This is a genomic window from Mycobacterium sp. G7A2, from assembly GCF_041902445.1.
Taxonomy (GTDB): Bacteria; Actinomycetota; Actinomycetes; order Mycobacteriales; family Mycobacteriaceae; genus Mycobacterium.
In genome coordinates, this window is sequence record NZ_CP169251.1 from 856,298 (window position 1) to 878,592 (window position 22,295).

A 22,295-nucleotide genomic window follows, 5' to 3' on the forward strand; every position below is an offset into this window, starting at 1 on the left:
ATCAGCCCCCGCCCACCGCAAAGTGTCGTGATGCGCCCAGAGACCGAAAACAATGCTTGACCGGGCAACCTATCGGTAGTGCTCGCCCACGTTCGGTCAGGTGCTGCGCAGCAGGGTGGCGATATCGGCGAGAACAGCCGGGTTGGTGATGGTGACCGCGAGCTGTTGCCGCTCACAAGACTGCACAAGCCAGGCGGTGAATTCTTCACGACTGTAGGACTTTTCACTTTGGTGGTTGCTCACGTGCGCCTGTGGGTTAGCCATCGGGCACCTCGCCCTGCATGTCACGACGCTGGTTCTGTAGCGCTTCGCACGCAGTGCGTCGTTGCTGGATGCGGTGTAGTGCGGCGGTGATGGTCAGGGTGCGCTCACCGAGGCTGGTGTGGCCGGCGCGGTCGAACTCCCACGCCACCAGTTCATCGCCGTCCCCGTCTTGGGTGACCGGGTTGTGCTGGTGTGCAGTATTTTTCGCGTTCTGTTCGCGGGTCCAGGTGGCGCGATGTTGGCGTAGTGCGGTCATTGTGGTCGAGTAGCGGCGGGATTTGCTGGTGATGTGACCTCGGAACCCGAGGGTGTGCAGCCAGCGCCTGACGCCGCTGAGTCCTCTGTCGGCGAGATCGCTGATGGTGGTCAGGATTGCGCGCACATGCTCGGACACGTCCAGGTCGGGTATGGCTTCGGTGGACAGGCGGCGGGCGCTGATGCCGAGGTCGGCTAGGGATTTGGTGACGTATTTGGCGAGGTAGCGCGCTACCCGCCGGCCAGACAGTGACCGACCGGTCGACGAATCCTGCTCTGGTGACACCTTCTTCACCGGATCGGTGGGTGTGATGGGGCGGGTGTCGATTTGGCCGCCGAAGAGGATCACCCGCACGCCATCGTCCGCGCAGGGGTCGTTGACGGTCAGGCTGACGCTGCGGGCGGCGTGCTGGATGATCGCGGCGAGCTCGGTTGCGCCCACGGGTGATTCCCAGTCACTCTGCTGACTGTCGTCGTGGGGGTCCAGCCGGATCAGGGTGTGGATGTGTGGGATGGCGCGGGCTTGCAGTTCAACGACTTTGAGGAAGCTCACCCGGATCCAGTCGGGGTCGACCCCGACGGCTTTTAGGTTCTTGCGGAGTGCGCGGCGCAGGGCGATGGTGAATCGTCGCCACAGTTCGGGCAGGTGCCAGGTGAACAGCACGTGCCCGACATAGTCATAGCATTCGGCACACAATGGCTGACCGACCTGGTCGTCATCATCGTCATGGACAGTGCTGCACCACAACGGTTTTCCGTGGCGGCAGCGCTGATAGCCACCGGTGCGATGGTGGTCCCGACACACCCGCTGCTTGTGCGCGCTATCGCCTGTGGTGTGGACGGGGCCGAAGCTGGGCGCGGTCAGCGTGAGGAACACTTGCGGGCGATCGGCCACCGTGATGGGCATGTCGTGGTGGCCGCCGGCGGCACCGGCGTGCACGAGTTGCCAGGTGTCGCGGGCGTAGAGGTCCGAGCAGGAGGGGCAGATGTGGGCGCGGCGGTTGTTGCACCGCGTCCATACCACCCGCTGCCGCCCGTATTCATCGGCGCCGACCAGTTGGATGGGGTGGGCGCAGAAGCCGACCGATTCCGCACGCCGCCACCATGATTCGTACCCCATCGAGGCCGCGCGGCGCACCATCTCATCGATCACTGTGGCGGTGTCGACCGTATCCGGAATGCCGGGCAGGGCGAGTTGTGGTGGTGTGGGGTTATTCACCAGTGCCCTCGTTCGGCGTCCGGCCGCTGTCGGTGCTGCGTGGCCGCTGGTTGTGTGTCGGCCGCCGAGCGGGGCGCGGGAACTGTGTGGCGAGGGTGGTGATGTCGTGGTCGGTGACGTGGAAGGCCCGTACCCGCACGGGTTGGGTGGTTCCGTCGATGAGCATGTAGCCCACGCCCGGGGTGGCGTCGGAGATGCGGTCGCATTCCGCCCCGGCATCGCGGGCGCCTTGTCCGAGGACCATGGTGGTTTGGGTGGCTTCGGTCAGCCGCAGCCCGATCCGGACGGTGAACAGCTGCCGCACCGGGAGAGTGTCTTTGGCGGGGTCTTGCACCGCGGCCACCACCGAAATCCCCACCGCCCGGCCTTGGGAGAGCAGTAGCCCGAGCAGTTGTTCGATTTCGGTGCGGATCTTGCGGTCGGTCACATAGGCGGTGAGTGCGGCGATCTCATCGATCACCACCACAAACAACGGCTCAGATGGGGTCGGGGTGTGCAGCCGGGTGTGGCCGCGCAGCCGATTGGCCCGCTCGTGCATCACCGTGACGAGCGTGCGCAGGAGTTCGAGGGTGGTGTCGGTGGCGTCGTGGCTGAATACCGTGAACATGGGTGCGCCGGCGCCCAGTTCCATGCCGCCTTTGGGGTCGATGACACACAACCGGACCAGGCCGGTCTTGATCCCGGGCGCGATCCCGGCGATCAGCGACCACAACACGCTGCCTTTACCCGCGCCGGTCGCGCCCGCGACCAGGAGGTGATGCCCCAACAGCGGCATGTGCCAGGGGTGGCGGGTTTCGGTGATCCCGACCCGCACTGACTCCAGATCCACCGGTGTGGCCGGGGTGGGCATCGGTAGGGCGATCGGGTCGGCCAGCACATCCCCGCGCATCAGCGTGATCCGCAGTTCGCCGGGCGCGGTGGCGGTGATGGTGATCCGGTCGGCGCGCCAGGCCGCGGCCAGCGCCTCGGATTGTTTGTGCCAATCTGTCGGGGAGTGGCCGGTGACGATCCGCACCGCCAGCACATCGGTGGTTCTTCCGATCGTTACGGTGCGCAGGGTTGGTGTGAGGGTGCGGTCACCGAGTTTTGCGGTCAGTCCGTGCAGGGTGCATGTCGATTCCCAGGCGCGGGTGTAGCGCGACCAGGTCAACCAGCGGCGCCGTACCGGTTCGGTCACCCACGAGCGAAACGACCGCGGGTCCAGCCACGCCCACCCCGCATACCCGGCGCAGAACACGATCGCACAGACGATCCCGCCGCGGGGTCCGTGGGTGATGCCGAGCGCCAGGCTGGCGATGATCGGGAGACTGATGGCGGGGAACAGCACCGCCCACCACAGCAAGTATCCCGCGGCGGTGAAGAGTGACATGACCAGATCCCCGAGCCAGTCGTCATTGTCAGATTGAGTGTTGTTGGTGTTCTTATTGTTTGAAGTCATTGCAGGTGCCCTTCGTGAGCGAAGTGGTCGACGACAGACCCGGGGCCGGGCGTGACACGCTCTTGGTGCCGCGCCTCGGCCGCGGGGTGTTATTTCTGGGTGCGCGACCCCTGCTCACCTGTCGTGGCGCCGGTGATGGCATCGGCGCGGAAGGCCACGCCGCTGCGATCACCTTGCGCCCAGGGGATGGCGACCAGGCTGGTCACCGACACCGGTTGGGTGACCGTGACGTTCGGGTCTCCGGCTACCGTCACGTTCAACACTTCGCCGCCGGTGTCGTCCAATGCCAGCAGCTGCACCGAATGCTGGGGCAGGCCGGTGGAGGTGTCGATTTTGGGGCTGCCCGTCTCGAAGTTGAGTCGCGGCTCGGCCGCCCGGGTGACGATGAACCGTGTCCCGGAGGTATCGATTCTCAAACGCATTGTTCTGCTGTCCTTTACTGGGTTGTGGTGTGCGGTCGTGTGTGCCGCGATCCCAGGACAGCCCTCGGGTGGTGGTCGCCGGAAGTGACAGCCAGTAACAGCCGGTAGCACCCCGACACGCGCACGGCAGTGCTGAGCTGCGCTGATGTGTCAGGCATGATCGAAAGATGGCCGCCGCCGATCCGAACCGTGCGCGCAACGCGCAGCGGCTTCGCGATGCGCGCGCCGAGTACGGGTTCAGCCTCAATGAGCTGGCTGTGGAGGTGCAGAACGTTCGCCGGCTACGCGGCGATACCGAGATCCCGCAGCGGGAATCGTTGCGTCAGATGATTCTGAGTATCGAGCGTGGCGGTGCGTTCGGCGACATGTGGCGCGCCGATTTGGCCGCGGTGTTTGGCCGCGAGCCTGATGAATTGTTCAGCGTGCCGATCGCCTCACCGCTGCCGCACCCGTTGTTGTTGCGGCTGCCTGTCGACGAGGACATCCTGGCGGTGATCACGGCGCAACGCTCGGCGCATATTGAGGCCGAACATGCTCTCGGCCCGCAGCACGCCCGCCCGTTGGTGGAACGTGATCTCGATACCGTCGAAGCCCTCATCAAAACGGCGCCGCGACGGCTCAAACGCGCGGTGACTGAGGCGGCCGGAACGATCGCCGAGGTGGCCGGCTGGATCGCCCAAGACCTCGGTGATCACGCCGCCGCCCAAACTTTGACGCATAAGGCGTTTCTGCACCTGCGGATGGCCAGCCCCGAGGTGCAGGCGATGATCTTGATGCGCCAATCCAACATTCTGGCCCACAGTGAGGCGAGTCTGGCCGTCGATCTGGCCGCCGACGCCGCCGAACTCGTCGAGGGCCGCGAAGCGGGGCGCTTGAAGGCCAGCATTGCCCGCCAGCAGGCCCTGGCCGCGCTGCACAATGGTGATGAACGCAGTTTCTACCGGCACGCTGCCGCCGCACTCGATCTCGGTGATATCGACCCGGTGCCTGGTGATCGGGCCCCCTATGCCCACGCCGCCTATGTGGCCAGCGACATCGCCGCCGGGCATCTACGGCTCGGCAACAACGACAAGGCGCTGGAACTGCTCACCGGTCATCACGCGCAGTGGACCTCCCAGCAGCATCGCGACCGCGCCGTGGCCGATATGCGGCTGCTGCACGCCTACATCGCTGTGCGCGAATACCGCCTCGCGCTGGTGTTGGCCGACACCGCGATCCCCGCCTACCAATCAGCACCCTCACAACGCGCGCACCGACATCTTGCCCGGGCACACACGCTCGTGCGTAACCGCCGCCGCAACGACGCCGACCCGCTGCTACAAGCACTCGGTGCACGCATCCGAAACGCCACCCAAGGAGACCCGTCGTGAGCCACGACATCATCCCCGACCTCACCACCACCGACCCCGCCGCGACCAGCGCGGTCGCGGTGCTGCCGGTGGGGGCCTTCGAGCAGCACGGCCCCCACCTACCGTTGGGCACCGACACCCTGATCGCCTGCGCGATCACCGCAGCCATCACCGAGCACCACCAGGTTCTAGCGCTGCCGCCGATCACGTTCGGCTGCTCACATGAACACGCTGCCTACCCCGGCACCATCAGTATCAGCGCCACCACCCTGGCCGCGATCATCGCCGATATCGGCCAGTCCCTGACCGGCCAGGGCATGCGTGGGTTGATTGTGGTGAACGCGCACGGCGGCAACGCCGTGCTCACCAATGTCGTGCAGCAAGCCAACCAGCCCGCCGGCCCGCTGAACGTGGGCCTGTATCCGAGTCGTGAAGACTGGACCGAGGCCCGCACTGCCGCCGCCATCACCAGCAGCAACCACGACGATATGCACGCCGGCGAACTCGAAACCTCCATCCTCCTCGCCAGCCACCCCGACTACCTGCGCGACGGCTGGGCACAGACCGATCACACCGCCACCGACCGGCGCCACCTGACCACCCTCGGCATCAGCGCCTACACCACCACCGGCGTCATCGGCTACCCCTCACTGGCGACCGAAGCCAAAGGGCACGCCGCCCTCGACCACCTCGGCTGCCACGCCGCCACCCTCATCGACCTCCTCACCATGGTGCGCCGAACCTAGGCACCGCAGCGCAGCAAGGCCCCCGCCACCTGCCGGAACACAGCACTGCCACGAACCGAAACAGCCCCTGGTGTATCCCGAAACGAGGCGTCGCCCCCAGCCTTAACGACAGGGGGCGACTTCAGACAAGCCTCAGACTAAAGCGGCCGAACACCGCTCCCGAGGATCGCGGCGCGCGCGTTTCTCGACAAACAGCGGAACGAAATCCCGGATCCGACTCGCTGACGGCGCTCATCGAAAATCCCCGGCTGTGCTCGCCGAAATTCCTCACCTGTGAGCAGCGGTCAGTGTAGTTGTTGGCGGGTGCCGGTGGTGGTCCGGCGTAGGGTTTCAGCGGCAGCGTGATGGTCGCGTAGCCGGTAGGACTCGCCGTCGAGGTTGATGACGACCGAGCGGTGCAGCAGGCGGTCGAGCATGGCGGCGGCCACGGTGGTGTCGCCGAGGATCTCACCCCAGGCTCCCACCCCGCGGTTGGTGGTGATGACGATGCTGGTCTTCAAATACCGTTGGGAGACAACCTGAAACAACGCCGAGGCGGCTTCGGCGGGCAACGGCAAGTACCCCAGCTCATCGATCACCAGCAGCGTCGGACCGGCGAAGAACCGCATCGTGGTGGCCCAGCGCCCCTCGATCGCTGCGCGATGACACCGGGCGGCCAGGTCGGCGGCGGTGGTGAAGTAGGTCCGGTAGCCGGCGTGTGCTGCAGCGCGGGCCAATCCGACGGACAGATGCGTCTTGCCGGTGCCCGGTGGCCCGATGAGCAGGATGTTGGTCGCCGATTCCAGGTAGCGGCAGGTGCCCAGTTCGTCGATGAGCTTGCGGTCGATCCCGGCAGCGGAGTCGACGTCGAAGTCGGCCAGGGTGGCCGGTGTGGGCAGGCAGGCGAACCGCAACCGGCCGGCCAGTCGGCGGGCGGTGGAGGCCTCGACTTCCACGGCCAGCAGCCGCTCCAATGCGACGGTCAGGGACAGGCCTTCGGCGGTGGCCTGGTCGAGCACCGCGGGCAGCGCTTCGGCGGCCGCGGTGAGTTTGAGTTCGGCCAGGTGTGAGCGCAGCTGCTGATAGCGGCTCGCCGCCGCCGACGGCGACTCCTGGGTGGCGGTTGTGGTGGTGGTCGTGGCGTTGGGCGGCGTGGCGGTCATTGGATGGTCCTGTTCTGGGCGGCCCGCTCGTAGGCGGACAAGTCGATGACGGTGGAATCGGTTGACGGAGTCGATGTTTCAATTGCGGTGGTGGATGGCCGCTTGATTGCAAGCAGTTGCGCGGCAGCGGCTTTGGCGGCCGGTCCCGGTGGGATGCGTTCCTTGCGGCGATGCGGACGCCCGGTGGCTGCGGTGGCCATCGCCGCGGTGTCCAAGGCGATGACATGCCCGCTGTCACGCACCATCACCCCAAGCCCGTCGGCGGCCATCCGGTGGCGAGCGACGATGATCCCGCTCGTGGTGGCGATGTCGCAGAACTCGCCGCCGACCGGATGGGACACCACGACCTGGGCGGCGGCCAGTTCCGGGGGCACCGAGTAGCGATTGCCGCGGTAGGGCACCAATGCCTGCCGGGACGCGGTCCGACGCTCGGAGACGATGACGGGATACGCCTGCGCCGGCGCCGGGTGTAGCGGTTCGGCCTTGGCCACGACAGCGACCGAGGACCGCCCGTCAGCGGTGGCCCGCATTCGGGTGTCACCACGGACCCGGGCGAAGCGATCCACGCTGGCCTGGGCCGCCTCCACGGTGGCCTCGTCGGCCAGGGTGCGCCACCAGCGTTGCGCGGCGGTGTGATTGACCTTCTCCACCACGCCCTTGCGGTTGCCGCGCCGGGCCGGGCAGATCGCCACCGCGACGCCGTAGTGCTTGGCCACCCCGGCGAACGATGCCGTCACCCGACCCGAGCCGGGGTCACACACGGTCGCCATCCGATCGAAGCGCCACACTCGCGTGAGTCCACCGAGGCCGCGGGTGACGCGGTCCAGGCCGGCGACCAGATGCGGCTGATCCTCCGAGGGCGCCAGATAGCCGCGCCACTTCCCGGAATGCGCCAGCGAGCCGACCAGCAGGTGCGCGGTCTTGCCCCAGCCCCACGACTGCGGTGGATCGGGCAATTCCAGCCAGTCCCATTGGGTTTCATCCCCGGGCTCGTGCGGGATCACCGCGTTCGGGCGCTGCGTGGCGGTCCGGCAAGCCTCACAGACCGGGCGCAGGCTGCGGGCGCGGATGTTGCGGGTCAGGCTCTGATACGACAACCCGAACCCCAGGTCCTCCAGTTCGTCGAACAGGGTGCGGGCCCACAGGTGCGGGTCCTCGGTCAGCCTCGCGGTGATGTAGTCGACGAACGGATCGAATGGATCCGGGTCGGGCCGGGCGCGGACCCCGGGCGTGCCGTCACCGGCCAGATACTTGCGGACCGTCTTGCGGTCGAAGCCGGTGTGGCGGGCGATCGCCGAGATCGTCCAACCACGTTTGTGCAGGGCATGTACTTCCACATCGTCCTCCCATGTGAGCATGAGAAAGCGGGCCTCCTTCGATGGAGCAACTGGCGTCAGACACCAGCAGCTTCGAGGGAGGCCCGCCCTTCTCGGCGGAGCCACACGGGTGGGGAATTTCGATGAGCGTCAGTGGGGAAATTCAGTGAGCGCGGTCATCGCATCGAACCGCGCATACGCCCGCCGCACCGCAGCATCAATGTCCACGCGGGTAGTGCCAGGAAAATCCTGCACCAGCGTGCCCGTGATCTCCATCAGTAGCGTCTGCTCGGCCACCGCACTCATCACCCACCAGCATCCCCACACCACGGCAGCGCCGTCAACACACCGCAGCCAGCGCACGGACCTGTGCCGACGACCTCACAGCCACCGACACCGGGCCGAATCACCGAACGCTCTCGGCAGTCGTGTCCACCACCGCACTGGCACGTCGTCGCCCACGCACGCCATCACCTCATCTCTGACCACGGTTCCGTCACTTTGGCGGCTCCCTGCGGGCTTCGCTTCGCTCCCTGTGCTCCCGTCCGCTGGCGCTCCCGTCCGCGCCGGTCGCTACGCTTCACCCTCCGTCCGCCGCCCGTACGACCAAGCAGCCAGGACAATCATCCGACGCCCGCAGATCAACAGCCACCGCGACGATCCACAGCCTCATCGCGTCCGCCAGCACGACAACCGCCACCGGCAACCCAGTCGACAGCCCGCCCGGCAGTGGCAACACGAGCCGACGCCAACCATCAAGTCGCGGATAAAAGAACGTCTCGGGACTGTCGCAGTAAGGGTGTAAACGGCCTGATCGGCCCCGGTGTGTCGGGGCCGGAAAGGTCGCATGATGACCGAAACTGTCGTGGCTGTGGAGCTATCACAGAATCCCGATGATGAGGCCGCCGCAGCGGCCATTGCAGTCCCGGATAGCCGTGAGGTCGACGAGCTCGAGGTCGCCCGGGAGCTGGTGCGTCAGGCCCGCGAGGCCGGCGTATCGCTGACCGGTCCGGGTGGGTTGCTCAAGGCGATGACCAAGACGGTCATCGAGACCGCCCTGGACGAGGAATTGTCCGAGCATCTGGGCTATGACCGTCACGATCCGGCCGGGTACGGCTCGGGCAACTCCCGCAACGGAACCCGTGCTAAGACCGTGCTCACCGATGCGTGCGGGCAGATCGAGATCGATGTGCCGCGCGACCGGGCGGGCAGCTTCGAACCCGAGATCGTCAAGAAGCGTCAACGCCGCCTGACCGATGTTGATGAGGTGGTGTTGTCGTTGTATGCCCGCGGGCTGACCACCGGCGAGATCAGCGCCCATTTCGCCGACATCTACGGTGCGGCAGTCTCCAAGGACACGATCAGTCGGATCACTGACCGTGTGGTCGAGGAGATGACTGCCTGGCACACCCGCCCGCTGGAGCGCGTGTACGCCGCGGTGTTCATCGACGCCCTGCACGTCAAGATCCGCGACGGCCAGGTCGGCCCCCGCCCGGTCTACGCGGCAATCGGGGTGGATCTGGCCGGGCACCGCGACGTACTGGGGATGTGGGCCGGCGAGGGCGACGGGGAGTCGGCCAAGTACTGGCTGGCCGTGCTGACCGAGTTGAAGAACCGCGGGGTGGCCGACATCTTCTTCCTGGTCTGCGACGGACTCAAAGGGTTGCCGCAATCGGTAGGCGCGGCGTTTCCCGACACGGTCGTGCAGACGTGTGTCATCCATTTGATCCGCGGCACGTTCCGCTACGCCGGGCGCCAGCACCGCGACGCGATCGCCAAGGCGTTGCGACCGATCTACACCGCGGTCAACGCTGAGGCTGCAGCGGCGGCGCTGGACGCGTTCGAGGCCGAGTGGGGTAACCGATATCCGGCAGCAATTAGGTTGTGGCGCAACGCCTGGAGTGAATTCATACCGTTCCTGGACTACGACACCGAGATAAGGAAGGTGATCTGTTCGACCAACGCCATTGAATCGTTGAACGCCCGCTACCGGCGCGCTGTCCGGGCCCGCGGTCATTTCCCGACCGAGCAGGCAGCGCTGAAATGCCTATACTTGGTCACCCGGTCACTGGACCCGACCGGGACCGGACAGAAGCGATGGACCATGCGCTGGAAACCAGCACTGAACGCCTTCGCGATCACCTTCGCCGACCGCATGCCGGGCAGCGAAACCACCTAACCGAAGATGCCGCTTACACCGTTAATCTGACGGACCCAACGTCTCTGACCTGCAATGTGAGAACTTTCTTTACTGGTATCGAGGAAAGTCCGGACGTCACAGAGCAGTGTGCTTGTCAACGGCAATCCGGGGAAACCCGCGGGACAGTGCCACAGAAAGTAGACCGCCACCCGCAAGGGAGGTAAGGGTGAAACGGTGCGGTAAGAGCGCACCAGCATCCCGGGTGACCGGGATGGCTAGTGTCCTGAGTCATTAATTACGGCTCAGTTGTTAGACTGGGTCATGCCCACTCCTCAGGCTGCTGCGATCGTGTTGACCGATACTGAACGTGCCGAGTTGGAGGGGTGGGCGCGGCGTCGGAGCAGTGCGGCGGGGTTGGCACTGCGGTCGCGAATTGTGTTGGCGGCTGCCGACGGCGGGTCCAACACAGAGTTGGCGGCCAACCTGGGGGTCTCGCGGTCAACGGTGAAACGGTGGCGCAATCGGTTCGTGGAGTTGCGCTGTGACGGCCTGCTCGACGAACCGCGTCCAGGCCGGCCGCGGGTCGTGGGTGACGAGCAGATCAAGGCGTTGATCACCCAGACGCTGGAGTCTGCTCCCAAGGACGCTACGCACTGGTCGACGCGGTCGATGGCCGAGCATCTCGGGTTGAGTCAATCGATGGTCTCCCGTGTCTGGCGGGCGTTCGGATTGGCGCCGCACAAACAGGACTCGTGGAAGCTGTCGAAAGATCCCTTGTTCGTGGAGAAGGTCCGTGACGTCGTCGGGCTCTACCTCGACCCGCCCGAACGCGCGGTGGTGCTGTGTGTGGATGAGAAAACCCAGATCCAGGCACTCAATCGCACCGCGCCGGTGTTCCCGATGCTGCCAGGCACCCCGGCGCGTGCCAGCCACGACTACGTCCGTCACGGTACGTCGAGCCTGTACGCGGCGTTGGATCTGGCCACCGGCCAGGTCATCGGCTCGCTTCACGCCCGGCACCGTAGCCAGGAATTCCTGGCCTTCCTCAAAAAGATCGACGCCGAAGTCCCCGCCGATCTGGACTGCCACGTCGTCCTCGACAACGCCTCCACCCACAAGACGCCGGCGGTAAAGCGTTGGCTGACAAACCATCCCCGGTTCGTCCTGCACTTCACACCGACAAGCTCCAGCTGGCTCAACCTCGTCGAACGCTGGATCGCGGAACTGACTACCAAGAAACTGCGCCGCGGAACCCACACCTCGGTACGCCAACTCAACGCCGACATCCGCGCCTGGATCCAGCACTGGAACAACAACCCCCGGCCCTACGTCTGGACCAAGACCGCCGACCAAATCCTGGCCAACATCGCCAACTACTGCACCCGAATTAATGACTCAGGACACTAGGTAAACCCCACCCGAAGCAAGGCCAAGAAGGCCGCAACCTGGTTGTGGCTGCGCAAGCGTTCAAGGGCTGCTCGCCCGAGTTTGCGGGTAGGCCGCTTGAGGCACCCGGCGACGGTGTGTCCAGATGGATGGTCGCCACCTCGCCGGAAGATCCCGGCGAGGTACAGAATCCGGCTTACAGGCCAACTCGTCCCACCGCTATTCACCACGCGATATATGGACGCTGAATCCCTCTGCTACGCAGCGACCACGCACGGCAGCTTACGATCCGGCTATGAAACATTCGGTGAGGTCAGGTGTCGAAGACCAGTGGCACCGGGCACGCCGCAAGCGGACGGGCAGGTGTTCTGCCCCGTAGCCAACTGGGGTTCCCCAGAAAAGTGCAGCGCGGCGGAACACGTGGAGAGTTGTTTACGACTCCACACCTATCCGGTGCCCGGGGTCAAACCCCGCCCTTCTCGCCACTCAACTCGCGGAAGAAGGCACTCGTGACACACTTCCTTCGCACGCCTTCAAAAATCTCTGTTGATAGCTGATGACATGGGGGCTGCTCGCCCAGCGCGCCAAATAGCGTGGATCAGTCGTGAGTAACACGCGATCCTGGAGATCGATGAACTCTGGCTCGACCAGCATCGACATCACCATCGGGAACAGCGTGTCTCCGTCGAGAGAACAGACGATCAATCGTGAATCAGGCAGATTTGATGCGCGCAGCCAGCGCACTGAGGCACGAGCGCTGTCCAAGCCATCGCTGCTTTCATTGTGGCGATAAGCCACCATCCGCTTGGCCTGAGACAGGGTTTCAAGGAGGTCGAGTTCAGCGTCGCCCTTACCCAAGTAGTGGTTCGCAATCAAGTACTGCCGAAGTTCTCTGATGAACCAGGAATCCTCAGTGGCTTCGAATGCGGCCAGCAACCCCGATATACGACGCGTGGCACTGAGCCGGTTACGTATGAAAGCGTTGATGAAATATGGCCGGATCTGCAATGCGAGAGGTGTCTGATACGGCTCGAACATAAGCGTGAAGTTGACGCGGTGACCCAACTCATGCAGCTTGTGCGCCAAGGAATGTCCGCGTAGGAGATCCTCGGGAGATCCGTCATAGTATCGGTTGTTCAGTAGACCATCGCCAGTCAGGAGCTGACTCGAAGCTGAGGGTGAGATCGCTCCTGTATGAGGGACTTTGACCACCAGGCGGTAGCGCGACAGGATATCCTCGTACATCTGAATCTCGTCGAGTATCTTGGCGAAGTCCTGTTCGTACGGATCGTGGAGTTCGACGGAGATGTCACACCCGGGGCCGACCTCGTCTCCTATTGCCTGTAACACTTCGTTGAGATCAGAGAATTGGCCGCCAACGTTGGCCTCCGGGTTGTTGAGAAAAAGGTCGTAGACGATCCCCGGATTGCAGGTCACATTGGCAATCAGATCGCGACATTCGGCGATTTCGTACGGGTTGGCAGAGTCTGCCGAGAACAGCAATGACGTCGGCCTACGTTGCCCATCCCGGGCATAGCCGATATCGCGAACGAGATCCAGGGTGACAGAGTGTGTCCCGGTGGTCTCCACACGGAAACCGGCTGGTGTGGATTCTCGCTTCGGCTCGAACAGATCAACAACCTCGCGGAAGCGAGCAGAGACATTCACCGCCGAACCAGTCTCGACCTGCGCCAGGATCGAGGGGTGAACTGCGTGAACGTATTCCGAGGCCCCCGACTCGACCCGCAACTGTCGTTCCCTGATCACTGTGGCGGAGTCGAGGTTTGGGTGAAGGGATGTTACGAGCACTGCACTTCCTTTATCTCAGTGGTGGCTTTTACCAGACTTAGGCTGTCTTGGAACGCTTTGCTGGCGGCGATGTCGTCCAGGCGCGTCATACAGGCGCGGCTATAGGCGGAATGGTCGAACTCGGTGAAGTGCGTGGTGCTGGCCGCCGCCGCCCATAGCGCCTCGCGCAAGCGGCTGTGGAAGCGATACATTCGCAGAGCCGCGAGCAGATATTCGAGTGAATCCCCCGTCGAGTTGTACTCGTCGGCGAATTGGCGTTCCTCGACGGCACTCAACTCCCACTTCTCGGCAAAATCACCACAATCGAAGAACCTGTCTCCGCCGCCCGCATACTCCCAATCGATGAGGCTTACGCCCGACTGCGAGACCAGCACGTTGCCAACCGAAAGGTCTGCGTGTAGCAAGCAGGGTTCGTACGTGCCTCGAGCCCGCTGGCAGCGCCTACTCAATTCGATCGCCCACGTGAAGGGAGCGGACGCCTGCGGGATCAATTCCTCGACCCTCCGGAATAGCCACTCAGCGCCATCGAACGGGTCCGAGATGTAGTTTCGCAACCGAGTCCCGCGGGTGTTCTTATGCAGTCGAGACAATGCGGCGGCAGCCAGGGTGATTACCCGCGAGCGGTCTTCGGGTCCGGATGCGCCGGCGTTCTCGAGGAAGTCAGTGATCAGAGCACATGGATCGCCTTGTCGCCATGCCACGAGTTTCGGGCCCAGCTTCAGTTCTTCGACAATCGGCATTACCTGCTTCTGAGTGTGGCGGTTGATTCCGATACGCGCTGCGAGCTCGTTGGAGAGCAACAGTTGAACGGCGAAATCCTCTTGTGCGCCACTGGAATCTGATTCGACGGTGACCCGCCAATTACGATTCGTCATGCCGCCGTCTAGCGCGACCGACTTCCAGGGTCGGCTCGGCCATTGCGCTCGAACGACGGTTTCCAAGTCACGCTGTGCGGTGGAATCTGAGTTAGTCATGGGTCGCCCTGGCCGCTACGCGTGTGTGCCGGAGTCGAGGAACGGTTCGTCCTTCTGAGCCAATCGCTCAGCGGTGGGTACCGCGATGTAGCGTGCCAGGACGATGGCGAGAATGGCCGCAGTCAGCTTTCCTACGAGCACAGCGCCGATCAAGTTTGGCTGGAAGTTGGCCGTGAATGACAGGTGATCGCCCAGCAAGAAGCCACCACATACCACGAACGCGATCGATATCACCTTATCCCGCGGCGACATGTTCTTGACGACGTGGAAGAGCGCGAGCGCATTTGCAGCACCGCCGAGCATTCCGGTGACTCCGGTTTCGCCGATTCCTACCCGATTCCCCAGGCGGCTCAGTGGCCCGGCGAGAAATTTGTTGATCGCGTAGACCATGGGAAACGCACCTGCGAGCATGATTCCGACCGCACCGACGACCTCGAGGGCACGGAAGTGGTCATCCGCCGTGGCAATGATCGGCTCGAATCCCCACGCTCCGAACATCTTCGTGAAGATACCGGTGAAGTACTCGACGATCGACAGTGCGAGGATTATCTTCACGGCCGCATCGATCAGGCGGCCAAAGATGATGAACGCCTTGATCATAAATCCCGGTGCGAACTTCAGTCCGGCGGCGATGGCTACGACGATCAGCAGCAGGGGGAGCAGATTGGCGAGTAGCTCTTGAATGTTGAGGCCGTCAATCACAGTCTCCGAAGGCCCGGTTGTTCGCACATCTCCACGGATGAGCGGACGCGTGATCATTATGATCACCATGGTCACCAAGACCCCGATCGGGATTGTGAGCACGCCCGACATGATGCCCAATGCCATGTATCGCTGGTCGGTCTTCTGTAGCATCGCGAGACCAACGGGGACGGTGAACACAATCGTCGCACCGGCCATGAACCCTGTCACCATTGCCGTGATCCACGCTCCGCTATCACCCGCCGTAGCGAAGGCAAGTTGATACCCGCCCATATCGGAAGCGATGAATGTGGTTGCCGCGATCGAAGGGTCGGCCCCCAATGCTTGCCAGATCGGCCCGGCGCCCTTCTCGACCGCGGTGGTCAGGTATGGGATGGACGCCATGATCCCCGCTACCGGGACGAACAAGTGGCCGATGGAATGAATACCTTGAAGAAATTCCTTCCCAATTCCGGAATCACTGTTACGTATCGCAAATGCAGCACCGATGAGGACGAACGCCATCATGGTGTAGAGAACTATGTTACTGACTATTTGCATGACCCCTCACTTCTGTATGCGGAGCCTTGACGTTCAGGAGTTCTAATAGATGTCTGTATTCGACTACTCCGTCAGTCATGCTCTCGTCCAAACCTTTCCCAGCGTTCTGTATCGGTTGGCCCGGGTCTCCGAGCTCGCTGACGACCACTGCTGCAGCGCTGAGATCTTCATGGATCGTGTAAGTGCTTGGTGTCGCGATTACAGCAGTGATGCCGGCTGTGAGCGCCGCCTGTACACCTATCGCGGAGTCCTCGACAACAACTGCGTCCCCGGCCTTGACGCCCAACCGATTGAGGGCAAGCAGATAAATGTCCGGTGCAGGCTTCTTCAGCTGAACATCATCGCCCGCGCACACAGTGAAGTGGCCGGCCAGGTCCGCTCCCATCACCTTGTTCAGGACCGCACGGACTGATTCGTGCGCAGAGGTCGACGCGACTGCGAGTAGCCAACCTTGTCGAAGCGCTTCGCGAGACAACCGTCGAACGCCGGAGCGAGCCTTAATTGCACCAGAGTCGAGCAATTCGACATATAGTTCGGTCTTTCGCCGATGCCATGTCGCGATCAGGGTTTCGAGTTCGATTCCATTGGTGAGTTCGTGTTGCTCGAGGAATTCTCGGGATAGGAGAGCGCGTAGCCGCTCCTTGCCGCCGCCGACCTGCAGAGCCTGCCGGTAAGTCTCGTCGGTCCACTGGAATGCGACTTTGTTTTCCGCAAAAACCCTATTGAACGCGACTCGATGGCCGTCCCGTTCGGTGTCGGCAAGAACACCATCGCAGTCGAGAATAAGCGCTTTCACGACGACACCGAGCCGGCACTGCCGAACTGTCGGATGTAGTGGACCACGATCTGTTGAAGGTCTTGCCGTACTTGCGCGATTACTGTCAGCGGTTCCGCGGCCGAGGGGTGCGCAGTGAGATAATTTCGGTATCCCTCGATAAAGGCACGCTTCAATGCGGTCGAAATGTTGACCTTTGCACACCCCGCGGCGATCAGTTCGCCGAATTGTTCTGCAGAGAGTCCCGATCCGCCGTGCAAGGCCATAGGGATGTTTGTGGCGGCGACGAGATCCCGGACCCGCTGGATATCCAGCTGGGGCTCTTGCTTATAGAGGCCGTGTGCGTTTCCGATGGCTGGTGCGAAACAGTCGATCCCGGTGACATTGATGAACTCGATGACCTTCTCGAGCGGGTACAGAGTAGGAGCGTCGTCGCTGCCGATGCCGTCCTCGACGCCTTGGATTCCCTCGACCTCGCCTTCGACGTTCACCCCGCGGGCGTGAGCTTCCTCCACCACCTCTTTGGTCTGGGCAGTCGCCTCGCCCAACGACAAGTGGGATGCATCGAACAACACCGAATCCCAGCCCTCGCGGATGCATTCTGAGATGACACCCCGGTCCGGGCAGTGGTCCAGGTGCAGTGACACCGGCGATCCGGAAGCTGAGGATACCAGCTTGAAATGATCCGATAGGCGCCTTGCGCCAATGGATTTCACTGTCTTCACAGATGTCTGGATGATGATCGGCGCTTTCTCTGCCTCTGCAGCCTCAACGGCGGTTCGCAATGTCAACTCATCAAAGACATTGAGCCCCAGGACGCCGTAGTGACCGGCCAGCGCCGCACTGACGATCTCGTTGAAAATGTTGCTTGCCAATTTATTTCGTCCGTTTCGAGGAGGTTGACCAGCGTCCGATACCGAAGGCGGCCAGCGGTACAACGCCCAGAACTGCCAGAACGACGGACACCAGTGGTAGATCGGATCTCTCTAGCGTGACCTCGGATCGCCACGCACCCAGCGAGGCCTTCACGACAATACGGCGGTCTTGGATATGGACACCGTCGACGGTTACGGGGAATCTCCCTACGGGCGACAAGACTTGCATGATCTTCTCCAGTGTTCGTGCCTCAGCGGAGGCGGCTGTCTATTTGACGGACGGTTTCGGTCGCCACAGCCAGCGACTCGTGATCTGTCTTTGGATCCGCCGTTGAAAAGCACTCGTAGACCGTCGGAGCGTCGGAGAACACGGCTCCCTCGATGTTGCGCATAGGAATTCGCCCGGCGGCCAGGATCACCGAGTCCGCGTGAAGCTCTACAGGACCGTCCGCAGTCTCGATCACGAGAGTGTGAAGGCGCGGAAAGCCAAGCACGGCTTTGGGAGTCGCCTGGTCGTATACCTGCACGCCTGCTTGCCATACACCTGTTCCCGGCCCGGCAGTCACCACGGTCACTCGCTCAGCACCCTTGCTCAGCAGCTTGCTGCTCAGGTGATGCGCCAACTCGCCGGCACCGATAACGACGGGTCGACGGCCAGGCAGTAAGCCGGCGTCCAGAAAGTGAAGGGCTGCTGATCCCGGCAACACGCCACTTCCTCGCTCACCACCGATGTTGAGCTCAGCTCGGGTTCGGGGTCGCGTTCCAGTCGCGAGAACGAGCGCTGTGATAGCGGTGCTGGTGGCGCCGTCGATACCCAGTGTCGACAGGCTTCCGTTACGGTATTCGACTGCCAGCGTGCCCAAGACCAGCTTGACACCCGCGGCTTGTGCCGCTTTGACCAGTGTCGCCGCATCGCGCTCAGGCTCCTGCCCCCCGGCCTGTGGGAGTCGTTCCACCAGAGTCACCGTCAACCCTCGTTCGGCCAGCATCCGGGACGCGTGAAGTCCACAGCGGCCACCGCCGGCCACCATCACGTCAGTCATTGGTGTTTCCCACCCCCAAGTCGGAGCCTTCTTCGTGATATGGGATCTGCCAGGGCTCATGGCCCGTGTAGAGCGAGGTGATGAACGAAACACCGGACAGACACGCTGAACCTTGGCACCGGCCCCATGTTGCGTGTGTTCGGCGGGCGACGCCGGCGATCGACGTCGCGGGCAAAGGCGATGACAGCGCTTGGTGAATATCAGCCGCAGTGACCTTCTCGCACGCGCAGATGACGGTGCGCCCGAGCGGGTCGGCGGCTGCGCGTGCACAATCCAGGTCCTGCCAGAGCGGGCTAGAGTAACTCAGGGTGCGAACAGGATTCGGCGCCGCATGGGTGCTAAGGCCTCGTTCCCAGAGCAGGGTGGTCACGTACGGGCCAATCCCCGGCGAAGCCGAGACGCCAGTGGAGCGAATTCCGGCGACTTGCAAGAGATTCTCGGCAGACTCCGACCATCCGATGCGATAGGTCGGATCGGAATTGGCGCGCACGCCGGCAAAACGTTTGGTCACATAGCTCAAGTCGATAGACGGCATCATGTCCATGCACCGACGCAGGACGGCGTCGAGCCCGTCCTCATCCGTTGACCGGTCGAGCTTGTCGTCTTGGTCTTCGGCTGTCGGTCCCAACAACACCGAGCCGTGCGCGGTGGGCAGCACCATCGGGCCGTGCCCAAGCTTCCCCGGGACCCCGGTCAGCATGCCCGGGACCTGGGCGCCGAATTCGCGGTCGAGCAACGCCCACTGTCCGCGTCGCGGCGTGACCGTGAACTCTTCGCCGCCGAGTGCGCGCGACACCTGGTCGGCACCGAGCCCGGCGGCGTTCACCACGAACCTGGGCCGGAAGGTTCGTCGTGAAGTCTCGACGGACAACACCCGGCCGTCGTCGTTCTTCGCGCTCTTGACCGGTTCCGAGAAGTAGAAACGGACACCGTTGAGCGCAGCCTGCTCGGCATAGGCCACCGATAGGCGCACCGAGTCGACCACGCCTTCGTCGGGGATGTGGAGGCCCGCGAGCGTTTTGGTGGACGCGTGCGGTGCCTCCTGAGACACCTCGTCCCCAGTCAGGAGATGGGCGTCGACCCCGTTTTTCTGGGCACGTTCGGCCCACTTCGGCAACTCTTTGACCTCGTCCTCGGTCAATGCGAGCATCGTGATTCCCACACGACGGAAGGCGACACCGAGATCTTCCGCGATCTTCTCCCACTGGGGCGCCGAAGCCAGGATCAGCTGCGCTTCCAGGCTGCCCGGGGCAGCCGACCATCCGCAGTTGGCCACACCACTATTGGCTTTGGACGTCTCTTCTCCGACGTCGTGCCATCGCTCAACCACGGCGACGTCGATGTCGAGGAGCGAGAGCTCCCGCGCGATCGATGTTCCCACCACCCCTGCGCCGATGATCAAGACGTCAACAGCGTTGTCTCGCAACGACAATCTGGCACCTCATTCGATTAAATCTTGGTCCACCCACTGCCCATTTGGACGTCCACCGAAGAATAGGATTAGCCGATATCAAAGGCCAAGGAAACGGCGTCGTATATATGCAAATGGCATATGACCGAGATCGGACCTCGGAATTACCAATAGGTGGACGGTAGCCAACGCGCACATTCACAGCGGGCAGGGTGAAGCGGTGGCCAGCTACGGGCTGGCGACGCCTCAGGTTCCAGATCCCTTGGCGATCGCTTCGGTGAGCAGCGCCTGGAAGTATCGATCAGCGGGTGCCTGGACTACGTTCCGCAATGTCACCGCACGGACATCCCGCTGGCCCCAATCGACCCCCGAGACCGTGAAGTCGACGAGCTCACCGCGCCGTCGCTCATCCGTAATGGCATAAATGGAAACGAACCCGATTCCGGTGCTCTGGCGAGCTACGCGCTTGATCGCGTCGATCGAGCCCATCTCCCACACCGCACCCCAACCCGGATCTGCCGTGTGCAGCCGCAGGGCTTGCGCACGGGTGCTCGAACCATGTTCCTGAACCAACAGTGTTCGAGACTTCAACTGGTCGAGGGAAACGCAGCCATCGGAGGAGATGTCGACTGCGCCGGGACTGCAGATGCCGACGATCTCGTCAGCGCCGATGCTCTCGGAGCGAAGACCGGGCAACTTGGACTCACTGCAGATGATGGCAAGAGTAATCCGCCCCTTGTGTAGCCACTCCATCACGGCTTCAGTCGAACCGACGGAGACCCTCACGGCGACGTCTGGGCAGCGGGCGATGAAAGACGCGACGACAGCGGGCAAGATGTAAGTACCTGGCACCGACGACGCGCCGACGGATAACACTCCCGATCGCAATCCGGCGCGCGCGGCCAGCGTTGATTCACCTGCAGCGAGGCTGGCCAGTGCCTGCGAAGCGCAGCGTGCCAGGATCTGGCCCGCGGGGGTCAGTACCAGTGACCGACCAGAACGTTCGGCTACGGGCTCGCCGGCTGCCGAGTTCAACAGACGTAAATGCTCGCTGGCCGAAGGCTGGCTGATTCCGATGGCAGCAGCCGCTGCGGAGAGGCTCGAAGCCCGATCCAGTTCGATCAGCAACCTCATCCGTGTGGAATCCCACACATCCATCAGTGTCGGCATGACGTCATAGTTCCCTAGTCGGGGCGACATGACCAGCCTGAATCGCTTTGAAGCGCCCGAACCGGCGCTGGCGTGAAGTCGATGAATCTCACGCTGCCTTATCACGCGCACGCCGTCGAAGCGGGCCGGGTCGGCGATCAGCACTCGCTGGCCTTCGGCCAGGACGGCGTTGTTGGCGGTGTTCCACGATACTGCCAAGGCTTCGGCGACGCCGGTGACGGTCAGGTGTTGGCAGACAATGGCTTTGAGCGCCCACTGCAGAGCGCTCCGGGATAGCTTGGCGCGTGGTTCGGCGGCGTTGCTGAGGTCTTGGCGCCACACACGGGCACAGCCGGCGCAGCGGTAGCAACGGATCGTGACCAGCAGTGTGGTGGGGCGCCCGAACGGCTCATGAGCCAGTTCTCGGGTGAGGCTGTCACGGGCACGGCCTTCCTCGCCGCAGCGGCGGACCAGCGGTCCTCGTCGGTGACTCGGCACGCCAGTACCGCGTGATCGGGGTGGACCTGCTGGCCGGTCACCTCCAACCCGAGGTCGTCGAGGCGGCAGAAAGTGGTCAGGTCAGCGCAGGCGAAGCCCGCTCGACCGGTAGCGTTGGGCACGTCGAGGTCTTTCGGATGAGGCGTGTAGGAACCTTCATCTTCGAGAGACCTCGACCCCTATCCGGCAGCGACGCGCCGATCACCTCTACACCCTCAACTGCGAAGAGCCCCTTTACCCGGCTAATCTTGAGCCTCCTGGCGACCGGTATCGCACCGCGCTCCTTCTATTCCGCCGAAAACGCAGAATCCAGGATTACCGCTCACTTTGACGGCCTGCCGGCAGATTTCGTCGCTGCGGCAGTTGCAGCACTTGGCTCACAGTTCGAAGAAGGGTTTCATTCGTACAACGTCGTCAACCCGCATGAAGACGCCGTATCGTTGGATGTCATCGTCGACTGGCTCATTGAAGCGGGCGAGCCGATCCGACGCATCGACCACTATGGTGATTGGTTTATGCGGTTCGATACTGCTGTCCGCGGACTGCCAGAATCATTACGGAAGTACTCCGTCTACACACTGATGGACGGCTACCGGCAACCGCAAACTGCGCTGAGCGGCTCAGCCGTCCCGGCGGATAAATTTGCCACAGCTCTCCGAGAATCGGGTAATGGCACCTCGTCCATCCCGCACATTACTCCGGGCCTCGTCGCGAAATACGATAGCGGACCTGAGGAAACTTGGCCTGGTGGGACTCGCGTGACCTACCGCTCGTTGTGGCAGTCACTGAGCTGATCATCCTGAGCGCCATCAACAAGTTGACACGGGCGAATAGAAGCAAGC

General features: G+C 63.2%; 20 protein-coding genes, 1 other RNA gene and 2 pseudogenes. 6 read left to right on the forward strand and 17 right to left on the reverse strand.

Translation table 11 applies throughout. From position 1 onward, the window contains the following. Window positions 1–96 precede the first annotated feature (96 nt). From ACEWX3_RS04155 to ACEWX3_RS04170, 4 genes are all read right to left on the reverse strand, one after another. On the reverse strand, window positions 97–264 hold the full coding sequence (locus tag ACEWX3_RS04155; protein ID WP_165804665.1) for a hypothetical protein: 168 nt from the start codon (window positions 262–264) through the stop codon (window positions 97–99). Next, complete coding sequence (locus ACEWX3_RS04160) at window positions 257–1,738, reverse strand: replication initiator (RefSeq protein ID WP_229480067.1); 1,482 nt, start codon at window positions 1,736–1,738, stop codon at window positions 257–259. The genes ACEWX3_RS04155 and ACEWX3_RS04160 overlap by 8 nt, the downstream gene beginning before the upstream one ends. Further along, on the reverse strand, window positions 1,731–3,176 hold the full coding sequence (locus ACEWX3_RS04165) for an FtsK/SpoIIIE domain-containing protein (RefSeq protein WP_036376246.1): 1,446 nt from the start codon (window positions 3,174–3,176) through the stop codon (window positions 1,731–1,733). Before ACEWX3_RS04165 ends, ACEWX3_RS04160 begins: the two co-directional genes overlap by 8 nt. A gap of 89 nt (window positions 3,177–3,265) precedes the next feature. Beyond that, entirely contained in the window at window positions 3,266–3,598 is a 333-nt protein-coding gene (locus ACEWX3_RS04170; protein WP_036376243.1) for a hypothetical protein, read from the reverse strand. A gap of 167 nt (window positions 3,599–3,765) precedes the next feature. On the opposite strand from ACEWX3_RS04170, the gene ACEWX3_RS04175 reads away from it, so the two are divergent. Both ACEWX3_RS04175 and ACEWX3_RS04180 read left to right on the forward strand, forming a co-directional pair. Next, window positions 3,766–4,968: a hypothetical protein gene (locus ACEWX3_RS04175; protein WP_067991398.1), complete on the forward strand. Its 1,203-nt coding sequence runs from the start codon at window positions 3,766–3,768 to the stop codon at window positions 4,966–4,968. After that, a complete protein-coding gene (locus tag ACEWX3_RS04180) occupies window positions 4,965–5,693 on the forward strand; it encodes a creatininase family protein (protein WP_036376238.1) in 729 nt (242 codons plus the stop codon). The genes ACEWX3_RS04175 and ACEWX3_RS04180 overlap by 4 nt, the downstream gene beginning before the upstream one ends. 132 nt (window positions 5,694–5,825) lie before the next feature. Here the strand turns inward: ACEWX3_RS04180 and ACEWX3_RS04185 are convergent. The 4 genes and pseudogenes from ACEWX3_RS04185 to ACEWX3_RS04200 all read right to left on the reverse strand — a co-directional run. After that, window positions 5,826–5,915 (reverse strand): annotated as a pseudogene (locus ACEWX3_RS04185) (three-helix bundle dimerization domain-containing protein); the annotation flags it as partial. A gap of 62 nt (window positions 5,916–5,977) precedes the next feature. Next, on the reverse strand, window positions 5,978–6,835 hold the full coding sequence (gene istB, locus ACEWX3_RS04190) for an IS21-like element helper ATPase IstB (RefSeq protein ID WP_070356438.1): 858 nt from the start codon (window positions 6,833–6,835) through the stop codon (window positions 5,978–5,980). Then, window positions 6,832–8,193 (reverse strand): DDE-type integrase/transposase/recombinase, encoded by a 1,362-nt coding sequence (locus ACEWX3_RS04195; RefSeq protein ID WP_070356439.1) that lies wholly within the window; start codon window positions 8,191–8,193, stop codon window positions 6,832–6,834. Before ACEWX3_RS04195 ends, istB begins: the two co-directional genes overlap by 4 nt. 108 nt (window positions 8,194–8,301) lie before the next feature. After that, a complete protein-coding gene (locus ACEWX3_RS04200) occupies window positions 8,302–8,457 on the reverse strand; it encodes a three-helix bundle dimerization domain-containing protein (RefSeq protein WP_374158740.1) in 156 nt (51 codons plus the stop codon). Window positions 8,458–8,998: 541 nt separating this feature from the next. On the opposite strand from ACEWX3_RS04200, the gene ACEWX3_RS04205 reads away from it, so the two are divergent. The 3 genes from ACEWX3_RS04205 (at window position 8,999) to ACEWX3_RS04215 (ending at window position 11,698) form a co-directional block, all read left to right on the forward strand. Then, window positions 8,999–10,330 (forward strand): IS256 family transposase, encoded by a 1,332-nt coding sequence (locus ACEWX3_RS04205; RefSeq protein WP_163676268.1) that lies wholly within the window; start codon window positions 8,999–9,001, stop codon window positions 10,328–10,330. A gap of 52 nt (window positions 10,331–10,382) precedes the next feature. After that, window positions 10,383–10,579, forward strand: an RNA gene (gene rnpB / locus ACEWX3_RS04210) — RNase P RNA component class A. A gap of 33 nt (window positions 10,580–10,612) precedes the next feature. Then, window positions 10,613–11,698 (forward strand): IS630 family transposase, encoded by a 1,086-nt coding sequence (locus tag ACEWX3_RS04215; protein WP_036376233.1) that lies wholly within the window; start codon window positions 10,613–10,615, stop codon window positions 11,696–11,698. A gap of 465 nt (window positions 11,699–12,163) precedes the next feature. Here the strand turns inward: ACEWX3_RS04215 and ACEWX3_RS04220 are convergent, their stop codons facing one another. From ACEWX3_RS04220 to ACEWX3_RS04260, 9 genes and pseudogenes are all read right to left on the reverse strand, one after another. Beyond that, complete coding sequence (locus tag ACEWX3_RS04220; protein WP_142242313.1) at window positions 12,164–13,486, reverse strand: transaldolase; 1,323 nt, start codon at window positions 13,484–13,486, stop codon at window positions 12,164–12,166. Then, the gene (locus ACEWX3_RS04225) at window positions 13,477–14,460 is read right to left on the reverse strand and encodes a phosphotransferase (protein ID WP_073908056.1); all 984 of its coding nucleotides are present in this window, start codon (window positions 14,458–14,460) and stop codon (window positions 13,477–13,479) included. The genes ACEWX3_RS04220 and ACEWX3_RS04225 overlap by 10 nt, the downstream gene beginning before the upstream one ends. A gap of 15 nt (window positions 14,461–14,475) precedes the next feature. Next, on the reverse strand, window positions 14,476–15,666 hold the full coding sequence (locus ACEWX3_RS04230) for an ethanolamine utilization protein EutH (RefSeq protein WP_374158741.1): 1,191 nt from the start codon (window positions 15,664–15,666) through the stop codon (window positions 14,476–14,478). A 19-nt stretch (window positions 15,667–15,685) separates the two neighbouring features. After that, the gene (locus ACEWX3_RS04235; protein ID WP_073908053.1) at window positions 15,686–16,498 is read right to left on the reverse strand and encodes an HAD-IA family hydrolase; all 813 of its coding nucleotides are present in this window, start codon (window positions 16,496–16,498) and stop codon (window positions 15,686–15,688) included. Beyond that, window positions 16,495–17,352: a class II fructose-bisphosphate aldolase gene (locus tag ACEWX3_RS04240; protein WP_067991392.1), complete on the reverse strand. Its 858-nt coding sequence runs from the start codon at window positions 17,350–17,352 to the stop codon at window positions 16,495–16,497. The genes ACEWX3_RS04235 and ACEWX3_RS04240 overlap by 4 nt, the downstream gene beginning before the upstream one ends. A 251-nt stretch (window positions 17,353–17,603) precedes the next feature. Further along, complete coding sequence (locus ACEWX3_RS04245) at window positions 17,604–18,395, reverse strand: FAD-dependent oxidoreductase (RefSeq protein ID WP_067991389.1); 792 nt, start codon at window positions 18,393–18,395, stop codon at window positions 17,604–17,606. Continuing rightward, window positions 18,388–19,827, reverse strand: a complete 1,440-nt coding sequence (locus tag ACEWX3_RS04250) for an NAD(P)/FAD-dependent oxidoreductase (RefSeq protein WP_082902014.1) — start codon at window positions 19,825–19,827, stop codon at window positions 18,388–18,390. The genes ACEWX3_RS04245 and ACEWX3_RS04250 overlap by 8 nt, the downstream gene beginning before the upstream one ends. A 225-nt stretch (window positions 19,828–20,052) precedes the next feature. Continuing rightward, the gene (locus tag ACEWX3_RS04255; RefSeq protein ID WP_313883108.1) at window positions 20,053–21,006 is read right to left on the reverse strand and encodes a LysR substrate-binding domain-containing protein; all 954 of its coding nucleotides are present in this window, start codon (window positions 21,004–21,006) and stop codon (window positions 20,053–20,055) included. A 69-nt stretch (window positions 21,007–21,075) separates the two neighbouring features. After that, a pseudogene (locus tag ACEWX3_RS04260) lies at window positions 21,076–21,575 on the reverse strand (ISL3 family transposase); the annotation flags it as partial. Between ACEWX3_RS04260 and ACEWX3_RS04265 the strand changes: the two are divergent. After that, window positions 21,474–22,247 (forward strand): hypothetical protein, encoded by a 774-nt coding sequence (locus tag ACEWX3_RS04265; RefSeq protein ID WP_185296625.1) that lies wholly within the window; start codon window positions 21,474–21,476, stop codon window positions 22,245–22,247. The pseudogene ACEWX3_RS04260 and the gene ACEWX3_RS04265 sit on opposite strands and share 102 nt — an antisense overlap. Window positions 22,248–22,295 lie beyond the last annotated feature (48 nt).

Coding starts and splice junctions, on each gene's coding strand:
- ACEWX3_RS04165 (WP_036376246.1), bottom strand. CDS start 3,176: ATGACTTCAAACAATAAGAACACCAACAACACTCAATCTGACAATGAC.
- ACEWX3_RS04195 (WP_070356439.1), bottom strand. CDS start 8,193: ATGCTCACATGGGAGGACGATGTGGAAGTACATGCCCTGCACAAACGT.
- ACEWX3_RS04205 (WP_163676268.1), top strand. CDS start 8,999: ATGATGACCGAAACTGTCGTGGCTGTGGAGCTATCACAGAATCCCGAT.
- ACEWX3_RS04175 (WP_067991398.1), top strand. CDS start 3,766: ATGGCCGCCGCCGATCCGAACCGTGCGCGCAACGCGCAGCGGCTTCGC.
- ACEWX3_RS04245 (WP_067991389.1), bottom strand. CDS start 18,395: ATGACTGACGTGATGGTGGCCGGCGGTGGCCGCTGTGGACTTCACGCG.
- istB (WP_070356438.1), bottom strand. CDS start 6,835: ATGACCGCCACGCCGCCCAACGCCACGACCACCACCACAACCGCCACC.
- ACEWX3_RS04225 (WP_073908056.1), bottom strand. CDS start 14,460: ATGACTAACTCAGATTCCACCGCACAGCGTGACTTGGAAACCGTCGTT.
- ACEWX3_RS04170 (WP_036376243.1), bottom strand. CDS start 3,598: ATGCGTTTGAGAATCGATACCTCCGGGACACGGTTCATCGTCACCCGG.
- ACEWX3_RS04230 (WP_374158741.1), bottom strand. CDS start 15,666: ATGGCGTTCGTCCTCATCGGTGCTGCATTTGCGATACGTAACAGTGAT.
- ACEWX3_RS04200 (WP_374158740.1), bottom strand. CDS start 8,457: ATGAGTGCGGTGGCCGAGCAGACGCTACTGATGGAGATCACGGGCACG.
- ACEWX3_RS04255 (WP_313883108.1), bottom strand. CDS start 21,006: ATGTCGCCCCGACTAGGGAACTATGACGTCATGCCGACACTGATGGAT.
- ACEWX3_RS04155 (WP_165804665.1), bottom strand. CDS start 264: ATGGCTAACCCACAGGCGCACGTGAGCAACCACCAAAGTGAAAAGTCC.
- ACEWX3_RS04215 (WP_036376233.1), top strand. CDS start 10,613: ATGCCCACTCCTCAGGCTGCTGCGATCGTGTTGACCGATACTGAACGT.